Origin of the sequence: Micromonospora antibiotica (assembly GCF_017599305.1) — a bacterium.
Classification (GTDB): Bacteria; Actinomycetota; Actinomycetes; order Mycobacteriales; family Micromonosporaceae; genus Micromonospora; species Micromonospora antibiotica.
Genome location: NZ_JAGFWR010000007.1, coordinates 17,494 through 32,867 on the forward strand (window position 1 = coordinate 17,494; position 15,374 = coordinate 32,867).

Sequence of the window (15,374 nt, forward strand, 5' to 3'; positions counted from 1 at the left end):
CCCGGAGGCGTCGGAAGGGGCCGGGTGGAGCTGCTCTGGTACGTCGCCTACGGGTCGAACCTGCACGCCGCCCGGCTCGGCTGGTACCTCGCCGGGGGTCGGCCGCCCGGCGGGCTGCGGTCGTACCCCGGCTGTCGGGACTGCCGACCACCGCGCCGGACGCGACCGGTGCTGATCCCGGGTGGCATCTACTTCGCCGGGGAGTCCCGGGCCTGGACCGGCGGGATGGCCTTCTACGACCCGGAGTTGCCTGGCGTCGCGGCGGCCCGGGGCTACCTGCTCACCCGGGCGCAGTTCGCCGACCTCGCGGCGCAGGAGATGTACCGCCCGCCCGGCGACGACCTGCCCGCCCTCGACGAGGCGGTGGCCGACGGCCGGGCCACCCTCGGCCCGGGGCGCTACGAGACCCTGCTGCGGGTCGGCACCGCCGACGGGCTGCCGATGCTCACCTTCACCGCGCCGTGGCGGGCCGCCGACGTGACCTGGACCCCGCCCGCCCCCGTCTACCTGCGGATGATCGCCGACGGGCTGCGGGAGGCGCACGGCTGGTCGCCGGCCGAGACGATCGACCACCTGGCCGCCCGACCGGGGGTGGCCGGGCACTGGACCCGGCACCGACTGGTCGCCCTGATCCACCCGGCGGACGAGTGTGGATCGGTGGAAGGGACGCCCCCGTCGGACCATCGCGCCACCCATGATCGCCATTAGGGCTCCACTGCCGGGCCTGGCGGATCTGTTTGCCGGCGCGGCGCTTTTCGATTTAACAGTTGTCGTCCGGCACCTATAGCCTCGGCGCACACTCTCCGTGGTCGACGTCCTCATGACGGCGTCACCGACGGGAGCAAGGGCAGCTACACGTACCCGCCGATCACCGGGGGCCTGGTGACGGTCCGTACGGGAGCACCCACGGTGACCGGCGCGCGGAGGGGCGATCGCCGGCCACCGTCCGACCGTCCCGGGTGAACGGCCGGCGACTCCTCGCACCGGGAGCCGCCGTCCCACCCCGGGGCGGTCGACCCGTTTCCACCCCGACCCGGTTCCGTCCCGCTCCCGCCTCGGGACCCCTTTCCGCCGCCGACCCTGGTTCCGCCTCGTGATCCGGGATCCGGCTCCGACCCCGGGGGCGTCTCGGATCGACAGGTGGCCGGCGGGCGGTGGGTGGTCCGGGCGGGTGCGGTGTCGGTCGGCTCTGCCATGCTGGCCCGGTGACGGTGACCTGGCGACACCTGCCCGCCCCGGCCCGCGAGATCGCGGTGGCCGCCACCGAGGCGGTGGACGCCGCCCAGGCCCGCGACGGCGCGGCGTACGACCGGGCGGTGCCCCGGCTCGCCGGTGCCGACCGCGCCGGGCTGGTCCTCGGCGGGGTGGTCCGGCTCCTGCTGGAGCAGGCGCACCCCGACGGGCTCGACAGCGACGACGTGCGGCAGGTGCTGGAACGCTGCGTCCGGTCCGCCGCCACCTGGCGACCCGACGTCGACCCGCACGTGATGCTGGTCCTGCTGGCCGGGGCGCTCGGCGTCTACGACCCGGGCGACGACGACACCCCGCCCGACCCGGTCGCCGTCGCCGGCCACGCGCCGCTGCTGGTGGTCGACCTGCTCACGGTGACCGGGGTCCCGTTCGCCGGGTGCCTGGAGGCGGCGTTCGCCGAGGTCGCCCGCACCGAACGCCACGACGACTGAGCCTGCCGGCGGGCACGACGCCGCCCGCCCGGCAGGGTGGGCAGCTCAGGCGCAGCGCAGCCATGCCGTACACCCTGCCAGGAGGACCGGGTCGTCGGGTCGCGCCGGGCGGCGGACGCCACCGCGCCCGGGGTGGTCACCGCGCCGGCTCGACCACCGCCGCCTCGCCCGGGACGCCCCGGTCGACCTCGACCGGCGGGTCACCCGGCCGCCGCCACGACCGGTAGTGCCGGAAGGCCATCGGCAAACCCCGGGCGGCGTACGGGTCGGCGGCGTCCATCACCTGCAGGTGCAGGTGCGGCTGGGTGGAGTTCCCCGAGTTGCCGCAGTCGGCCAACTCCTGCCCGACGTCGACCGGGTCACCCACCGCCACCCGGACCGACCCGGCGCGCAGGTGGGCGAGCAGGACGTACCCCCGGCCGCCGGCCAGCTCGACGATCACGTGGTTGCCGGCGACGGCGCCCGCGCCCCGGCGGACCCGGGCCGCCTGGGTCAGCGCGTAGGCCAGCAGCGTCGTCGGCGACCGGCGGGCCTCGTGGTCGACCTCCCCGTCGTGCACCGCCACCACCCGCCCGGCGGCGGGGGCGAGGATCGGCCGCCCGAAGGCCAGGAACTGCTGCGGCGGCTCGGTCGCCAGCAGCGTCCGCCAGTCCCGGACGGTCGCCGTCCGCCGCCCCCGCACCGCCACGAAATCGATCGCGTACGTGGTGGCGAAGAGGTCGGTGCCGTGGCTGGGCACCCGCCGGGCGGGGCTGTTGCGGACCAGCCAGGTGCCCCGGAACGGCAGGGCGAGCACGACCGGATCGAGGATCGACATCGGGCTCCTTCCCGGTCTCCCGGCCACCGACTCTAGGACCGTCGCGCTCGCCTCCCACTCCCCGCCCCACGCGGGCGCGTGGACGGTCTTCGGGTGAGGGCTCCATGCCCCTCAGGCATATTCATGCCTGACAGTCATATCGGCTCGTGGGTGACCGGCGCTGCCCTGACGGATGGTCGACCTGCGGCGGTACGCCCGTCGGACAACGGCCGTGACCACCGCCCTCGACGCCGGCCGGACCGACTCGGTCCTCCGACGCACCGCCCCGGCGGAGCCGTCTCACCACGGCACCTTCCCGCCGTCGTCGAAGAACCCGCCGCTGGGGCACTCCCGCCCCGACGTGGCCAGCCGCACCACCACCGCCGCGCCCTCGGCCGGCGTCCGGGACAGCTGAAAAGGCAGCCCCTTGGCGAAATCCGTGTCACACGCGCCCGGCGCGATCGCGTTCACCAGGATCCCGTCCCCGGCCAGCTCCTTCGCATACTGCACGGTCAGCATGTTCAACGCCGCCTTGGACACCGGATAACCCAGCGACGCCGGCATCCGGCTCAAATAGTGGGTCGCGTCGGTCATCCACGCCATCGACGACGTGCCACTTGACACGTTCACGATCCGTGCCCCGGCCGAGCGGCGCAGCAGCGGCAGCATCGCCTCGGTCACCGTCACCACCCCGAACAGGTTCGTCTCGAACACCTCCCGGATGCCGTCCAGCCGGGCCGCCCCCGGCACCTGCGCCGCCAGGTCACCGCCGATCCCCGCGTTGTTGACCAGGATGTCCAGCCGACCGAACCGGGCCCCGATCTCCTCGGCGGCAGCGGCGACCCCGGCCGGATCGGTCACGTCCAGCCGGATCGCCGACGCGCCCTCGATCCTCCCCGCCGCCTCCGCTCCCCGCTCCGGATCCCGGGCACCGACCAGCACCGTGATCCCCAACTCGGCGAGGCCTTCCGCGACGGCCCGCCCGATCCCCTTGTTCGCCCCGGTCACCAGCGCGATGCGTGCTCCACTCATGCCCCGAGCCCATCACCGGCAGCGCCTGCGGACCAGGACCGAACCGGTCCGTGGCGATACCTTGGCGGTATGGATGACGTCGAGACGCGCGAACTGCGTTACTTCGTCGCGGTCGCCGAGGAGCTGCACTTCAGCCGCGCCGCACAGCGCCTCGGCATCGCCCAGCCACCCCTGTCCCGAGCGATCCGCCTGCTCGAACGCCGGATGGGTGTCACGCTGCTGGAACGCACCAGCCGCGCGGTCCACCTCACCCCGCCCGGCGAGGTGCTGCTCACCGAGGCCCGCAGCGCGCTCGACGCGGTCGAGGCGGCGATCCGGCGTACCCGAAAAGCCGCCAGAACCACCCCGCACCTGACCCTGGCCCTCAAACCCGGCGGCGACGCCGGACTGCTGCGCACCATCCTTGACCGCTACGCGGCATCTCCCGGCGCCGTCCCGGTCGACCTCGCCTTCAGGGTCGGCGAACGCGCCGCCATGGTCCGCGACGGCCGGGCCGACCTCGCCCTCCTGCACCGGCCGCAGAACGACCTGACCGGCCTGGACAGCGACGCCCTGCACACGGAGGGCCAGGTCGTGCTGCTGCCCAAGGGCCACCGGCTCGCCGAACGCGCCACCGTGTCGATGGCCGATCTGCACGGCGAGCCGATGCCCCGCTGGCCCGAAGCCCGCCCCGGCGTCACCGGCCACCCGGTCGCCGACAGCAACCAGCTGCTGCACCTGATCCAGCTCGGCCGCCTGATCTCGGTCGTTCCGGAATCGGTAGGCGAGTACCTACCCCCGGGCCTGATCAGCCGCCCCGTCCTGGACGCCGACCCGGCCACCCTGGTCCTCGCCTGGTCGCAGACCAGCACGTCGCGCGAGGTCGCCGCCTTCGTCCGCGCCGTGGTCACCGCCTGACACCGGCTCACCGCCGCAGCAACACACGCGCAGCACCCGCCCGCCGACCGCGTCCAGCACCACGTCGACCCCGCGCAGCCGCACGGACCCGCTTGTACGTCACTGCTGTACGGCAGCACCAGAGGACGCAGGTGCCCTCTTGCCTATGTCGGCGCGACCGGATTCGAACCGACGACCTCTTCGTCCCGAACTGGCGGCGGGTCGGTCGGATCGGGTGTTGTCCGAGGTCATCCGGCCTGCTGGGGCTCGTCCGGGTCGGGTGTGGTCGGTTCGGTTGCTGTACTCCGCTGCTGTACTTCTTCCGCCGAGCGCAGGACGTTGCGGGCGGCGGTCCCCACCGGGCAGCCTGCGACCCGGCAGATCGGACAACGGCCGTCAGGTCCGGGCTGGTGATCGCGGAGGACGGCACGGGCGGTGAGGATCAGCCGGTTGCGGATCTGTGCCAGGGACAGGTGGGGACCGGTCACCGTTCAACCCGTTCCGAGCATGTCGACGAGTTGGGTGATCGTTGCCGGGGCGTCGGGGTCGCGGGCGACCTGGGCGAGGATGTCCCGGCCGGCTGGTCGATGGTGGATCTCGGCCGGTGCGGTCCGGTGGGCCTCCAACAGGACCCGGCCGGCCTTGACCGGGTCGTCGGCCTGGAGGTAGGCGCGGGCAACGTCGATCAGGTACGCGGCGCGGTGTTCGGCGGGCAGCCACCGCCAGCCATCCCGCACGGTCACCTTCTTGTGCCAGGCCACGGCCGTCTCCGCGTCGCCCAACTCCACCGCCACGATGATCCGGGCCAACTCCACCGCCGTTGCCCCGAACCCGGTCCGGTGATGGTCGTGACCGTCTCCTACCTGCGCCGCCATCTCCGCAGCCTCGTCGACCAGCTCGGCGGCGGTGCGGTCGTCCCCGGCGCAGGCGGCGGCCAGGGCAGCCTGCACCAGCAGGGTCCCGCACAGAGACAGCTCGGCAGGAGGGCCGCACTCGATCACGGGCGGGGCGATCCGGTACGCGGCGGTCAGCATCACCGACTTCGCCACCTGCGCCCGTCCCGAGGCGCGCAACACCTGACCGAGCTGCACCGCAGTGGCCGCCACCAATACCCGGTTACCAGTGGCGGCGGTCATCGCCCGGTCGACCGCCAACCACGCCACATCGAAGGCACCGAGCTTCACCAGCAGTGACGCCGTCACCCGGTACGCCTCCACCAGCGGCACCCGCCCCGCGCGGGGATCGTGGGCGTGGGTGCGCTGCGCGTCGGCCACCAACTCCGGCACCAGATCAATCACCTGCGGGTAGCGGGCGTGCTGGAAGGCCGTCCACACGTGCGCGGTCTCCCGGGCCAGCCTCTCCGCTGTCAGTACCGGTCGGCGGGTGTTCGGGCGCGCCAAAGCGATCTCGTACGTCGTCAGGGCCGCGCGGATCCGTTCCACACGCTCGGCGCGCTCGGTCACCCTGGACGGCTCAACGTGCCGGCCGAGTAACACCCCCGGCTCGATCCGCAGGACGGCGGCGATGTCCTGGAGCGTCGACACCTTGTCCAGCGACCGGACACCCCGCTCGACCTTGTCCACCCAACTCTTCGACTTACCCAGCCGATCGGCCAACACCTGCTGGGAGAGCTTCCGCCGTCCCCGCCAGTACGCCACCCGGCGACCGACCGGTAACAGGTCAACGCTGTCCACGACGCCACCGTCGATCCGGCACTGCACGATCCGTCTCCTCGGCCGGTATCCGGTCTGCCTCGGCCTGCGCGAGGATCCGCTGCCGAGCCGCTTCCCGTTCCGCCTGCTGGATCTGTTCGCCCCTGGACTGGTCCGGAACGTCGCCGCTCATTCCCGCCTCCACCGTTAGAGAGGGCGCGGCGACACTGCTCTCGGGGGGATCGCCGCCGCCGCGCCCGGCTGGCGACGTGGCCAAGCCCGGTCGTCGCACCGGCCGCGCTGACCACGTCCGGTGTCTACTCTTGTGATCCCACGACTACGCTCGGAAGTGGCTCGATGCTTTCAGGACCTTTCACGGGGGCTCCGATGGATGACCTCGGCGCACAACTGAGGCAGGCTCGTACTGAGGCAGGCGTGACGCTGGCCTCCATCGCGGCCCGCACCTGCTATTCGGCTTCGCACCTGAGCAACGTCGAGTCGGGACGTCGGACCGCGACGCCGGACATCGTGCTCGCCTACGCGCGAGCGTTGGGAGACCCGGACGTGAGACGCAGGCACCTTCTCCAAGCCGCCACCATCGGCCCGATCGCCGCCAACGAGCTGATCCGATCCGGCTTCACCGCAGCCCTCGCCGGCCGACGGGACAGCGAAGACCGCTGGCGCGACCGGGTCGAGCAGTACGGCCGCGACTACATGGAGATCGGCGCGGACAGCCTTCAGAGCAGGCTTGCCGGTGACCTTGTCGTCCTGCAACAGCAGCTTGACTCCCCGACGATGTGGGCGACCGCCGCCCGCGCACTCACCACCTACGGCAAGACCACCAAGGACCCGACCGAGGCGATCGGCTGGTACGACACCGCCCGGATCGCCGCCGACCGCTCCGGCGACCTCGCTGTCCGGGTCTGGGTACGTGGCCGGGCCGCCATCGCCCTGGCCTACGAAGGCGCGGCCCTACCGGTCGCCAAGCGGTACGCCGACGAGGCCATCGCCCTGTCCGACCGTCCGTCGCTCGGACGTCTCCAGGCGCTGATGGCCCGCGCACACGTCGCCGCCGGGCGAGGCGACATCGGCGGAGCCATCACGGCCGACGAGGACGCACGACGGATCTTCAACCAGACAGCCTCACCGGACGGTGAAATCTCCGACGCCGCCGTACCTGCCTGGCGCATGGCCACCTTCCGGTCGATGCTCTACGCCCGGCTCGGCATGGTCGGTCCCGGCGAGCAGGCCCAGACCGACGCCGACCGGCTCCGGCCGCCAGCGCTGACCCGGTTCGCCACCCACATCGAGCTACACCGGGCCCTCATGATGGCCAAGTCCGGGGACCGAACCGGGGGACTGGCGTATGCCCGACGAGCATGGGCGACGCTGCCAGCAGACCGCCGCTCACAAACTCTCGGACTGGTGCTGCAAGAAGTGGAGAGAGCAGCACGCAAGCCAGCCTGACCTCCGCTGGGGATGCGGACCGAAGTTTGCTGATTTCTGACATATCGTAGCGGATCGGCCGCCGGGCAGATGCGCACCGCAATCCCTCGATGTTCGGCTGGATCGAGGTTTCTGCTGCCTTCAGAGACCGAGCTTGCCACCCTTGCCGCGCTGACGGCTCTGCAGCCGTCGAATGACTATATATGCCTAAAATGGGAGCAACGTTCGGGTTTGTCTTTCGAATCTTGATGGAAGATCATCTGGTCCAGCCGTCAGCCAGCGTCCTCGACTGCCTCGATCTGCTCGGCGAAGCCAGGCACCCGAACCTTCGTCAGTCCGCTTGGGCCAACCCCTCGCTTAGTTCCGGGCGTTTCGCCTGTCCCGCGTTCGCCACCTCGGCCGTTCGTATGCCGCTGTCGCAAGCTGTCGTGGGTGCCGGCCCCTTGCCGTCACCAGCCTCAAAGCAGGGGCTTAGGAACGGTCTAGCGCCAGATGGCCAGCCCCTATGCCTACCGGGGCGTACACCCGACGACGCCCCACCGCCCTGCTTGATCACGTTGAGGGGACTTTGACCGAAGGCTCGTCATGATCTCCGATGTGCCTGATCATCGTTTCTAAGACGAGACAAGTAGCGGACACCATCCACTATGCTTGGTCGTTAGGGTGTGTGACAGCCGCAGGTCTAAGGTAGGAGCGCTCAACATGGGAAGTGACCTCCGCTTCGAGGAGCCACCCGTCCGCGAAGTGAGCCTCACTGTGTTCTTCGAGCGAGTCGCCACATTGCAGTCTCTCAATCTGGCGCAGCTCCGCGTAGATTGGGACGATTCTTACCCAAAGGTCAGCGAAGTGCCGCCTCGCCCGCCTCTGCGCGGTGATGTGCCGATGCATCAGTACCTTGGTGGAAATTCTTTTTGGCCAATGCCATTAACGGCCTTTACGAACGCTCGGGGTGATCAGACCATCGAGCTTCAAAATGATCGATTCAGTATCGTGTGGCGCTTCCATCAAGGGCCAAAGACATACCCTGGCTACGACGATCTTTCTGCGGAGCTGTTGCTGCGATTCGGCGAGTTTCGCCGAGCAGTTTCAAGTTCTCTTGCTCAAGAGGTTAAACCCACCGACATCTACGTCTCCTATACGAATTTGATAGAAGGGGTTTTGCCTGAGAGTCTTGCTGCTGGCATTCTCACCAACTGGCAGACCCTGCAGGCTCAATTGGACCCACCGGAATTGGCTGCCCTTCGACTGCACTACTGCTCCCCCGAGCTTGAGGAAGATGTAGCTTTAACGATTATGGTCGATCCTTCGTTCGACAGGGATCGAGATCGGGATGACCCGTGTGCGTCCCTAGAACTTGAGGGGGCAATCTCTATCCAGGATTCCCCGAATATTAGTCGATCGCTGGCAATTGCTCACGACGCTGTTGTTAGGAAGTTCCTGGAACTGACCAACGACGACATGAGGACGAAGTGGGGGTTGCGTAGTGAGGGTGCCTAGTCATGGAAGTGCCGCGCATGCCAAGCAGCACGGCCTGGCTCGGTCTGGTTCGTTTTCAAGACCTGCCGCAGTTCGTGACCCCTGTTATCGTGCGGATTCGCCCTCCAGCGTCTGGTACGTATACGAGGCCCGACCCAAAGCGCGCTCCATGCGGTCTAAGGCCAATCCAGCAAGCTCCCCATACGAGTTGTTGCGCTACGCAGAGGTGAAGCTTCATCATTTGCGGTCCCTCCCGTATAACTGGGACGGTGACGGTGGCGAAGCATGCACCACGGATGCCGTGATCTCAATGTTCGAGTTCCTGCAAAAGGTCTCGGATAGGCGTACTGTATTTCCGTTCTTGTCTCCAGACGGGGAAGGTGGAGTCTTGGCGGAATGGCACGCACGCAAGCAGCGAATCGAGATCGAGGTCGACGGCGATGGCAACGGCCTTTTCTATGCATCGGACGCTGATGGTCGCGAGGTGCTCGCGGGAGAAGTCTCTCCCCAAAGCGAACACAAACTACGTCGCCTGCTTCTCGATTTGTCGGTTCGAGTCGATTTAGAGAACCCCACTTGGCGCGCGCTCTTCGCTCGGTAGGAGCTATGGAAGAAACCCCTCCATGGAATGATCCTCAAATTCCAGATTCGGACTGGCTGTATCGTCGGGTGCCTCGGCGGCCGGACTTCTTTGAGCATAAGGACGTCCTTGACTCGAAGCCCGTAATCGGTCGGAATGCCTTTCGGTTTGATGCTGACGGGATGTCAGTTTATCGGCATTTGCTGTGCGTGCAGCATGGCCTGACGGCCCAGCAGATTCGCCGGAACGACGGGTATGTTCTGTTCAAGGTTGGCGTTGGCGCAGTTCGGGCTTTGAGGGCGGGCGTCGTCGATGACGAGGACAAAGAGGATGTAGAGATCGGTGTTGCTCATGCGCTGGTGCGTGTGGAGGGCGTCATTAAGCCCGCCAAGGAGCAGCGGCGCGGCATCCAACTTGGCCTAGTAGAAGCCGCCCAATACGTTGACTTAGACGAGCAGAGCTAGCCAAGCCTTGTCGTCCCGTCTGCCGTCGACCCGCCCTCCTGGGGAGCGGGCCGCCGCCCGGCCCGCCACGTCAAGACGGCCTTGACGACCGTACGGACGCTGGCGGGTCGGGCGGTGGTCTGCTCGGCTCGCCCGGGTCGACGGTGGGCGGGATGGCTTCCCACCGTCACCACCCAGGGGCCGCAAGCCGCCGACGGACCCCCGGCCATCCTGGAGCCGGAGCGCCCCCGCCGGAGGCGCAGTAACCGCCACCCCGCTACCGGCACGGCAGCCGCCGACGGATCCGGCGTGCGCTCCCCTACACCGAGCGGTGCTCGCCGCGCGGCCCGGCCGGCTGCCGCCGACCAACCCCACCGGACAACGTCCTGTCGTCATCCGGCAGCCCACCGGGCTACCCGCCCTCCGCGCCAGCCGCCGGGCGTGTTGCGTGGCCGGAGTCGGAGCGCCAGCGGAGCGACGGACACGCGCCCAGGCGGCGGCGCGTGCGGCCCGCTCAGGGCCGCCTTGATAGACGTACAGAAAGTCCTCCCACACCGGCCGGCCGCCGGCCGCCCTGCTGCTTCACGGCGGGTTGACGTGTCCGTACCCGGTGCTACTCTGGCTCTCGTCGAGCACACCAGCGCGGCCTTCCCGCCGGATCGCTGAACTCGACTTCGGAGTAACCGAGCGGCCTTCCTGCCGCTGATGCGGGTCACGCCCCGCCGGCTCTCGATCGCACCGGCCACTGAGCCGGCCCGGAATCCACTGAGCGGCCCAGCACGGCCTTCCCGCCGTCCACGATGGCCCTCGGATTCACGCACCTCGACGGGTGGGGATCACCTGCGGCAACCCACCGGAAGCCGACGACCAGGCACCCCACCCGTCCCGGCATCACCCAAGATCCAGGAACCCAGCTCAACGGCGGTCCAAGGCCGATGGCCTGCACCCGCCCTCCGGCATGAGCCGCCCTCTCCGGCGGTGCCAGGAGACACCACGAACACCACCGACGGACATCGCTCCGGCGTCCGGTGGCAGTTCGTTCCCCGTCCCCTGCCACCCCTTGAGGAGAAAACCGTGTCCACCCTCACCGCCGGTCGTGACGCCCAGGCCCTGCACCGCGCCGCCGCCCCGGACTACTTCGGCTGGCTGGAGCACACCCGCGCCGCCGGAGGCTGCACCCGCCCGATCCGCCTGGCCGGCACCCTCACCGCCGTAGAACCCCGCACGGGCCGGGTCTTGGCCGAGCAGCACACCGACGAGCTGCCCGACCGGACGCTCTACAAGGCGTGCGGTAACCGCCGTGCCGCCCAATGCCCCGACTGCGCCTGGGTCTACGCCGGTGACGCCTTCCAGGTGGTCCGCTGCGGCCTGACCGGCGGCAAGACCATCCCCACCACCGTCAGCGCGCATCCGGTCGTCTTCGCCACCTTCACCGCGCCGTCCTTCGGCCCGGTGCACCACCGGCACATCCCCCGGCACACCTGCGCCACCCGGCGGCGCTGCGACTGCCGCCCCGCACCCTGCCGTGCCCGGAGCACCGCCGGCACCTGCCCACACGGGCGGCCCGCCGCCTGCTTCACCCGCCACGACACCGACGATCCGCAGCTCGGTCGACCGCTCTGCCTGGACTGCTACGACCACGACCACCAGGCCGTCTGGAACTACTTCTCCGGCGAGTTGTGGCGGCGCACGAAACAGGCCGTCGAACGCCACCTCTCCGCAGTGTGCCGCCGACGTGGCATCCCCCTCGTCCAGGTCGTCACCGACTCCGGTCGGGTCCGGCGGGTGCCTCCGGTGCGGGTGTCCCACGGGAAGGTCGCCGAGATGCAGCGCCGGGGCGCGGTGCACTTCCACGTTCTGCTGCGCCTCGACGGCGTCGACCCGCACGACCGGCATGTCCTGGTCCCACCACCGGCCGGCGTCACCGTCGACGACCTCGACGCCGCCGTCCACGCCGCCACCCGACAGATCACCGTCACCACCCCGCCGCACCCCGACCGCCCACACGGCTGGCCGGTCGCCTGGGGTGAGCAGATCGACGTACGCCGCATCGGCACCAGCGACGGCGACGTGACCGACGCCAAGGTGGCCGCCTACCTCGCCAAGTACGCCACCAAGTCCACCGAGGTCACCGGCCACTGCTCCACCCGACTCACCCCGGACACCGTCGACGCCTACGCCGACCCGGAAGGCGACCACCTCGCCCGCCTCATCGACGCCTGCTGGCGACTCGGCCGCCCCACCCGGCACCACACCACCCGGACAGCCGGGAAGACAGAAGACCGTCAAGGCGACCTTGACCCCACACCCAACGTTTACGCCGGGCTGCGCCGCTGGGCGCACATGCTCGGCTACGGCGGCCACTTCCTCACCAAGGCCCGCCGCTACTCGGTCACCTTCGGACTGCTCCGCGACACCCGCGCCGCCTACCGCCGCACCGAGCACACCGGCACGGCCGACAGCGACGACACCGCCGGCACGGTTACCGTCGGCACGCTGGCCTTCGTCGGCTCCGGCTGGCTGACCGACGGCGACGCCCTGCTCGCCAACACCGCCGCCGCCCAACGACGGGAACGCCAACGCGTCGGCCGGGAAGAACTCGCCCACGAGGCGTGGTCGGGGGTGGCGGCATGACCCGACCTCTCACCCCACGCTGGTACTCGCCCGCCGAGGTCGCCGTCCTGCTCGGCTTCGGCCTCTCCAAGGTCAAGATGAAGATCGCCACCGGCGAGCTGCGCTCCATCAAGGATGGCAAGTACCGCCGCGTCCTGCCCGAGTGGGTCGACGAGTACGTCCGCGAGCAGGTCCAGCGGCAGGAGGCCGCCTGATGCTCGTCCGCACCCGCACCCGCGCCAACGGCGAAGGCTCGATCTTCCCCTACCGCAACGGCTTCGCCGCGTACGTCTGGGTCATTAAGCCGGACGGCAAGCGGACCCGCAAGTATGTCTACGGCCCGACCCGGGAGGCCGTCCACGACAAGTGGATCAAGCTGCACCAGCAGGCCAAGGCCGGGCCGGTCGCCACCCGGGTGCCCACCCTCGGCGACTACCTGACCTACTGGCACCGGGAGGTGGTACGCCCCACCTCGCGCCGCTGACCTGCGCCACCTACGAGACGATCCTCCGGCTGTACGTGATCCCCGGCCTCGGCGGGAAGCGGCTCGACCGGCTCCAGGTGCGCGACGTGCAGACCTGGATCAACGAGGTGGCCCGCGCCTGCCAGTGCTGCGCCCAGGGCAAGGACACCCGCCGCCCGGAACTCAGGCGGCGCTGCTGCGCGCTCGGCCGGTGCTGCGGTGACGTGCCGTCCGCCCGCACGGTCAAGGACGTCCGAGGCGTGCTGCGCTCGGCGCTCAACCACGCGGCCACCGAGGAACTGGTCACCCGCAACGCCGCCGCCCTGGTCAAGCTCCCACCGGTCCGTCGCCGCAAAGGCAGGGCATGGACCAGCGACGAGGCGCGTCGGTTTCTGGAGTCCGCGCGGGCCGACCGCGATCCGCTCTACGCCGCGTACGTGCTGATCCTGGTACTCGGCCTGCGCAAGGGTGAGGTGCTGGGCCTCACCGGGGACGCCGTCGACCTGGCGGCGGGGGAGTTGTCGATCGGCTGGCAGTTGCAGCGGGTCGGCGGCCAACTGCTGCACCGGGAGACCAAGACGCAGACCTCGGACGCCACTCTCCCGCTTCCGGACATCTGCGCGGCGGCACTCGACCTCCGCCAGCAGGCGAGGAAGGCCGACCGCGACGAGGCGGGGATCGCCTGGCAGGGCTCGCCGCTGTTGTTCACCACCCGCTACGGAACCCCCATCGAGCCGCGCAACTTCAACCGCTCCTGGGACTCGCGCTGCGTCCGTGCCGGAGTTCGGAAGATCACTGTGCACGACGCCCGGCGTACCTGCGCGACCCTGCTCGTCGACCTGGACGTGCATCCGCGCGTCATCATGCAGGTGCTCCGGCACGCCGAGGTGTCGGTGACGATGGAGATCTATTCGCAGGCATCCTCGGACGCCACCCGCGACGCGCTCAAGCGTCTCGGCGAGAGCCTGCGCTGACCGCTGCTGTACTTCACTGCTGTACGGAAGCACTTGAGGGCACATCCATGGATCGGATGTGCCCTCTGACCTCTGTCGGGGTGGCCGGATTCGAACCGACGACCTCTTCGTCCCGAACGAAGCGCGCTACCAAGCTGCGCCACACCCCGAGGCGTGCGGTGAAATAGTAGCCCACCCGCCCCGCCGATCAAACTCGGTACCCCCGGCCCCGGCGGTCGGGGCCACGCTGGTGCTCGCTTGCCCAGCTCCGCACCCGCCCACCCCATGATCAGATTGCGGTTTCGCGTAGTGCTGGCGGCGTGTCGACCACTTTTTCGCAATCTGATCATGGGTGGAGCGGGTTGCGGTGGGGCCATGGGTGGTGCGGTGGTGCGGTGGGGGCAGCAGAGCAGGGGGCGGTAGAGCAGGGGGGCGACAGGGCGGGGGTCAGCGGGGGGTGAGGGTGAGGATGCTGGCCTCGGGCGGGCAGGCGAAACGGACCGGGGCGGTGGGGTGGGTGCCGAGGCCCGCCGAGACGTGCAGCCAGGAGTCGGAGCCGGGCCAGCGGTGCAGGCCCTTCGCCATCGACCTGGGCAGGCCGCAGTTGGTGACCAGCGCGCCGTAGCCGGGTACGCAGACCTGACCGCCGTGGGTGTGCCCGGCCAGCAGCAGCCCGAAGCCGTCGGCGGCCATCTGGTCGAGCAGGGCCGGTTCCGGGGCGTGGGCGAGCGCGATGGACAGGTCGGCGGCGGGGGTGACCGGGCCGGCGACGGCCGGGTAGTCGTCCTGCCCGATGTGCGGGTCGTCCACGCCGACCAGCTCGACGAGGCGGCCACCGGCCTTGACCGAGGTACGCGCGTTGTTGAGGTCCGCCCAGCCGGCCCCGGTGAGGACGTCCCGCAGTTCCTCGTACGGCAGGGCGGCGCCCTCGGTGTACTCCCGGTTGGGCAGGAAGTAGGTGAACGGGTTCTTCCAGACCGGCCCGGTGTAGTCGTTGGAGCCGAAGACGAACGCGCCGGGGTAGTCGAGCAGCGGTTGCAGGGCGCGCAGCACCCCGGGTACCGCGTCGGGGTGGGCCATGTTGTCCCCGGTGACCACCACCAGGTCCGGGTCGAGGGCGGCCAGCGAGGCCACCCACTGCTGCTTGCGTCGCTGGTCGGGCATCATGTGCAGGTCCGACAGGTGCAGCACGCGCAGTGGCTCGGCGTCGGCCGGGAGCACCGGCACGTCGTGCCGGCGCAGGGTGAACATGTTGCGTTCGACGAGGGACGCGTACGCCAGGGTGGCCGCCCCGGCGGCGACGGTCCCGGCGGCGAGGCCGAATAGTGTGCGCTTTCGCATGCCGACCAGGGTAGTTTGACC

General features: G+C 70.0%; 13 protein-coding genes, 1 tRNA gene and 1 pseudogene. 9 read left to right on the forward strand and 6 right to left on the reverse strand.

What is annotated here, in order from left to right; genetic code table 11:
• Window positions 1-24 precede the first annotated feature (24 nt).
• Together JQN83_RS14575 and JQN83_RS14580 are read left to right on the forward strand one after the other, a co-directional pair.
• A complete protein-coding gene (locus JQN83_RS14575) occupies window positions 25-708 on the forward strand; it encodes a histone deacetylase (protein ID WP_307799292.1) in 684 nt (227 codons plus the stop codon).
• Window positions 709-1,205: 497 nt separating this feature from the next.
• Window positions 1,206-1,682, forward strand: coding sequence for a hypothetical protein (locus JQN83_RS14580; RefSeq protein ID WP_208567688.1), 477 nt, complete (start codon window positions 1,206-1,208; stop codon window positions 1,680-1,682).
• A gap of 136 nt (window positions 1,683-1,818) precedes the next feature.
• Here the strand turns inward: JQN83_RS14580 and JQN83_RS14585 are convergent, their stop codons facing one another.
• On the reverse strand, window positions 1,819-2,499 hold the full coding sequence (locus tag JQN83_RS14585; RefSeq protein ID WP_208567689.1) for a M23 family metallopeptidase: 681 nt from the start codon (window positions 2,497-2,499) through the stop codon (window positions 1,819-1,821).
• Window positions 2,500-2,778: 279 nt separating this feature from the next.
• Window positions 2,779-3,510, reverse strand: a complete 732-nt coding sequence (locus JQN83_RS14590; protein WP_208567690.1) for an SDR family NAD(P)-dependent oxidoreductase — start codon at window positions 3,508-3,510, stop codon at window positions 2,779-2,781.
• A gap of 69 nt (window positions 3,511-3,579) precedes the next feature.
• Between JQN83_RS14590 and JQN83_RS14595 the strand changes: the two genes are divergently transcribed.
• Entirely contained in the window at window positions 3,580-4,407 is an 828-nt protein-coding gene (locus JQN83_RS14595; protein WP_208567691.1) for a LysR family transcriptional regulator, read from the forward strand.
• A gap of 470 nt (window positions 4,408-4,877) precedes the next feature.
• Here JQN83_RS14595 and JQN83_RS14600 read toward each other — a convergent pair whose 3' ends face one another.
• Window positions 4,878-6,080: a helix-turn-helix domain-containing protein gene (locus JQN83_RS14600; RefSeq protein WP_307799293.1), complete on the reverse strand. Its 1,203-nt coding sequence runs from the start codon at window positions 6,078-6,080 to the stop codon at window positions 4,878-4,880.
• Window positions 6,081-6,425: 345 nt separating this feature from the next.
• Here JQN83_RS14600 and JQN83_RS14605 point away from each other — a divergent pair, with 345 nt between their 5' ends.
• The 3 genes from JQN83_RS14605 to JQN83_RS14615 all read left to right on the forward strand — a co-directional run bounded on the left by JQN83_RS14605 (window position 6,426) and on the right by JQN83_RS14615 (window position 9,561).
• On the forward strand, window positions 6,426-7,505 hold the full coding sequence (locus JQN83_RS14605; RefSeq protein WP_208567693.1) for a helix-turn-helix domain-containing protein: 1,080 nt from the start codon (window positions 6,426-6,428) through the stop codon (window positions 7,503-7,505).
• Between the two features lie 681 nt (window positions 7,506-8,186).
• The gene (locus tag JQN83_RS14610; RefSeq protein ID WP_208567694.1) at window positions 8,187-8,981 is read left to right on the forward strand and encodes a TIGR04255 family protein; all 795 of its coding nucleotides are present in this window, start codon (window positions 8,187-8,189) and stop codon (window positions 8,979-8,981) included.
• Between the two features lie 289 nt (window positions 8,982-9,270).
• Complete coding sequence (locus tag JQN83_RS14615) at window positions 9,271-9,561, forward strand: hypothetical protein (protein ID WP_208567695.1); 291 nt, start codon at window positions 9,271-9,273, stop codon at window positions 9,559-9,561.
• A gap of 164 nt (window positions 9,562-9,725) precedes the next feature.
• On the opposite strand, the gene JQN83_RS14620 is transcribed toward JQN83_RS14615, so the two are convergent.
• Entirely contained in the window at window positions 9,726-9,893 is a 168-nt protein-coding gene (locus JQN83_RS14620; RefSeq protein ID WP_208567696.1) for a hypothetical protein, read from the reverse strand.
• Window positions 9,894-11,057: 1,164 nt separating this feature from the next.
• Here JQN83_RS14620 and JQN83_RS14625 point away from each other — a divergent pair.
• From JQN83_RS14625 to JQN83_RS14635, 3 genes and pseudogenes are all read left to right on the forward strand, one after another.
• The gene (locus tag JQN83_RS14625) at window positions 11,058-12,617 is read left to right on the forward strand and encodes a replication initiator (RefSeq protein ID WP_208567697.1); all 1,560 of its coding nucleotides are present in this window, start codon (window positions 11,058-11,060) and stop codon (window positions 12,615-12,617) included.
• Entirely contained in the window at window positions 12,614-12,811 is a 198-nt protein-coding gene (locus JQN83_RS14630) for an excisionase family DNA-binding protein (RefSeq protein WP_204927039.1), read from the forward strand. The genes JQN83_RS14625 and JQN83_RS14630 overlap by 4 nt, the downstream gene beginning before the upstream one ends.
• Window positions 12,811-14,033 (forward strand): annotated as a pseudogene (locus JQN83_RS14635) (tyrosine-type recombinase/integrase). Before JQN83_RS14630 ends, JQN83_RS14635 begins: the two are co-directional and overlap by 1 nt.
• 75 nt (window positions 14,034-14,108) lie before the next feature.
• On the opposite strand, the gene JQN83_RS14640 reads toward JQN83_RS14635, so the two are convergent.
• Together JQN83_RS14640 and JQN83_RS14645 are read right to left on the reverse strand one after the other, a co-directional pair.
• Window positions 14,109-14,182 (reverse strand) — tRNA-Pro (locus JQN83_RS14640).
• 277 nt (window positions 14,183-14,459) lie between these two features.
• Window positions 14,460-15,353 (reverse strand): metallophosphoesterase, encoded by an 894-nt coding sequence (locus JQN83_RS14645; RefSeq protein ID WP_208567698.1) that lies wholly within the window; start codon window positions 15,351-15,353, stop codon window positions 14,460-14,462.
• Window positions 15,354-15,374 lie beyond the last annotated feature (21 nt).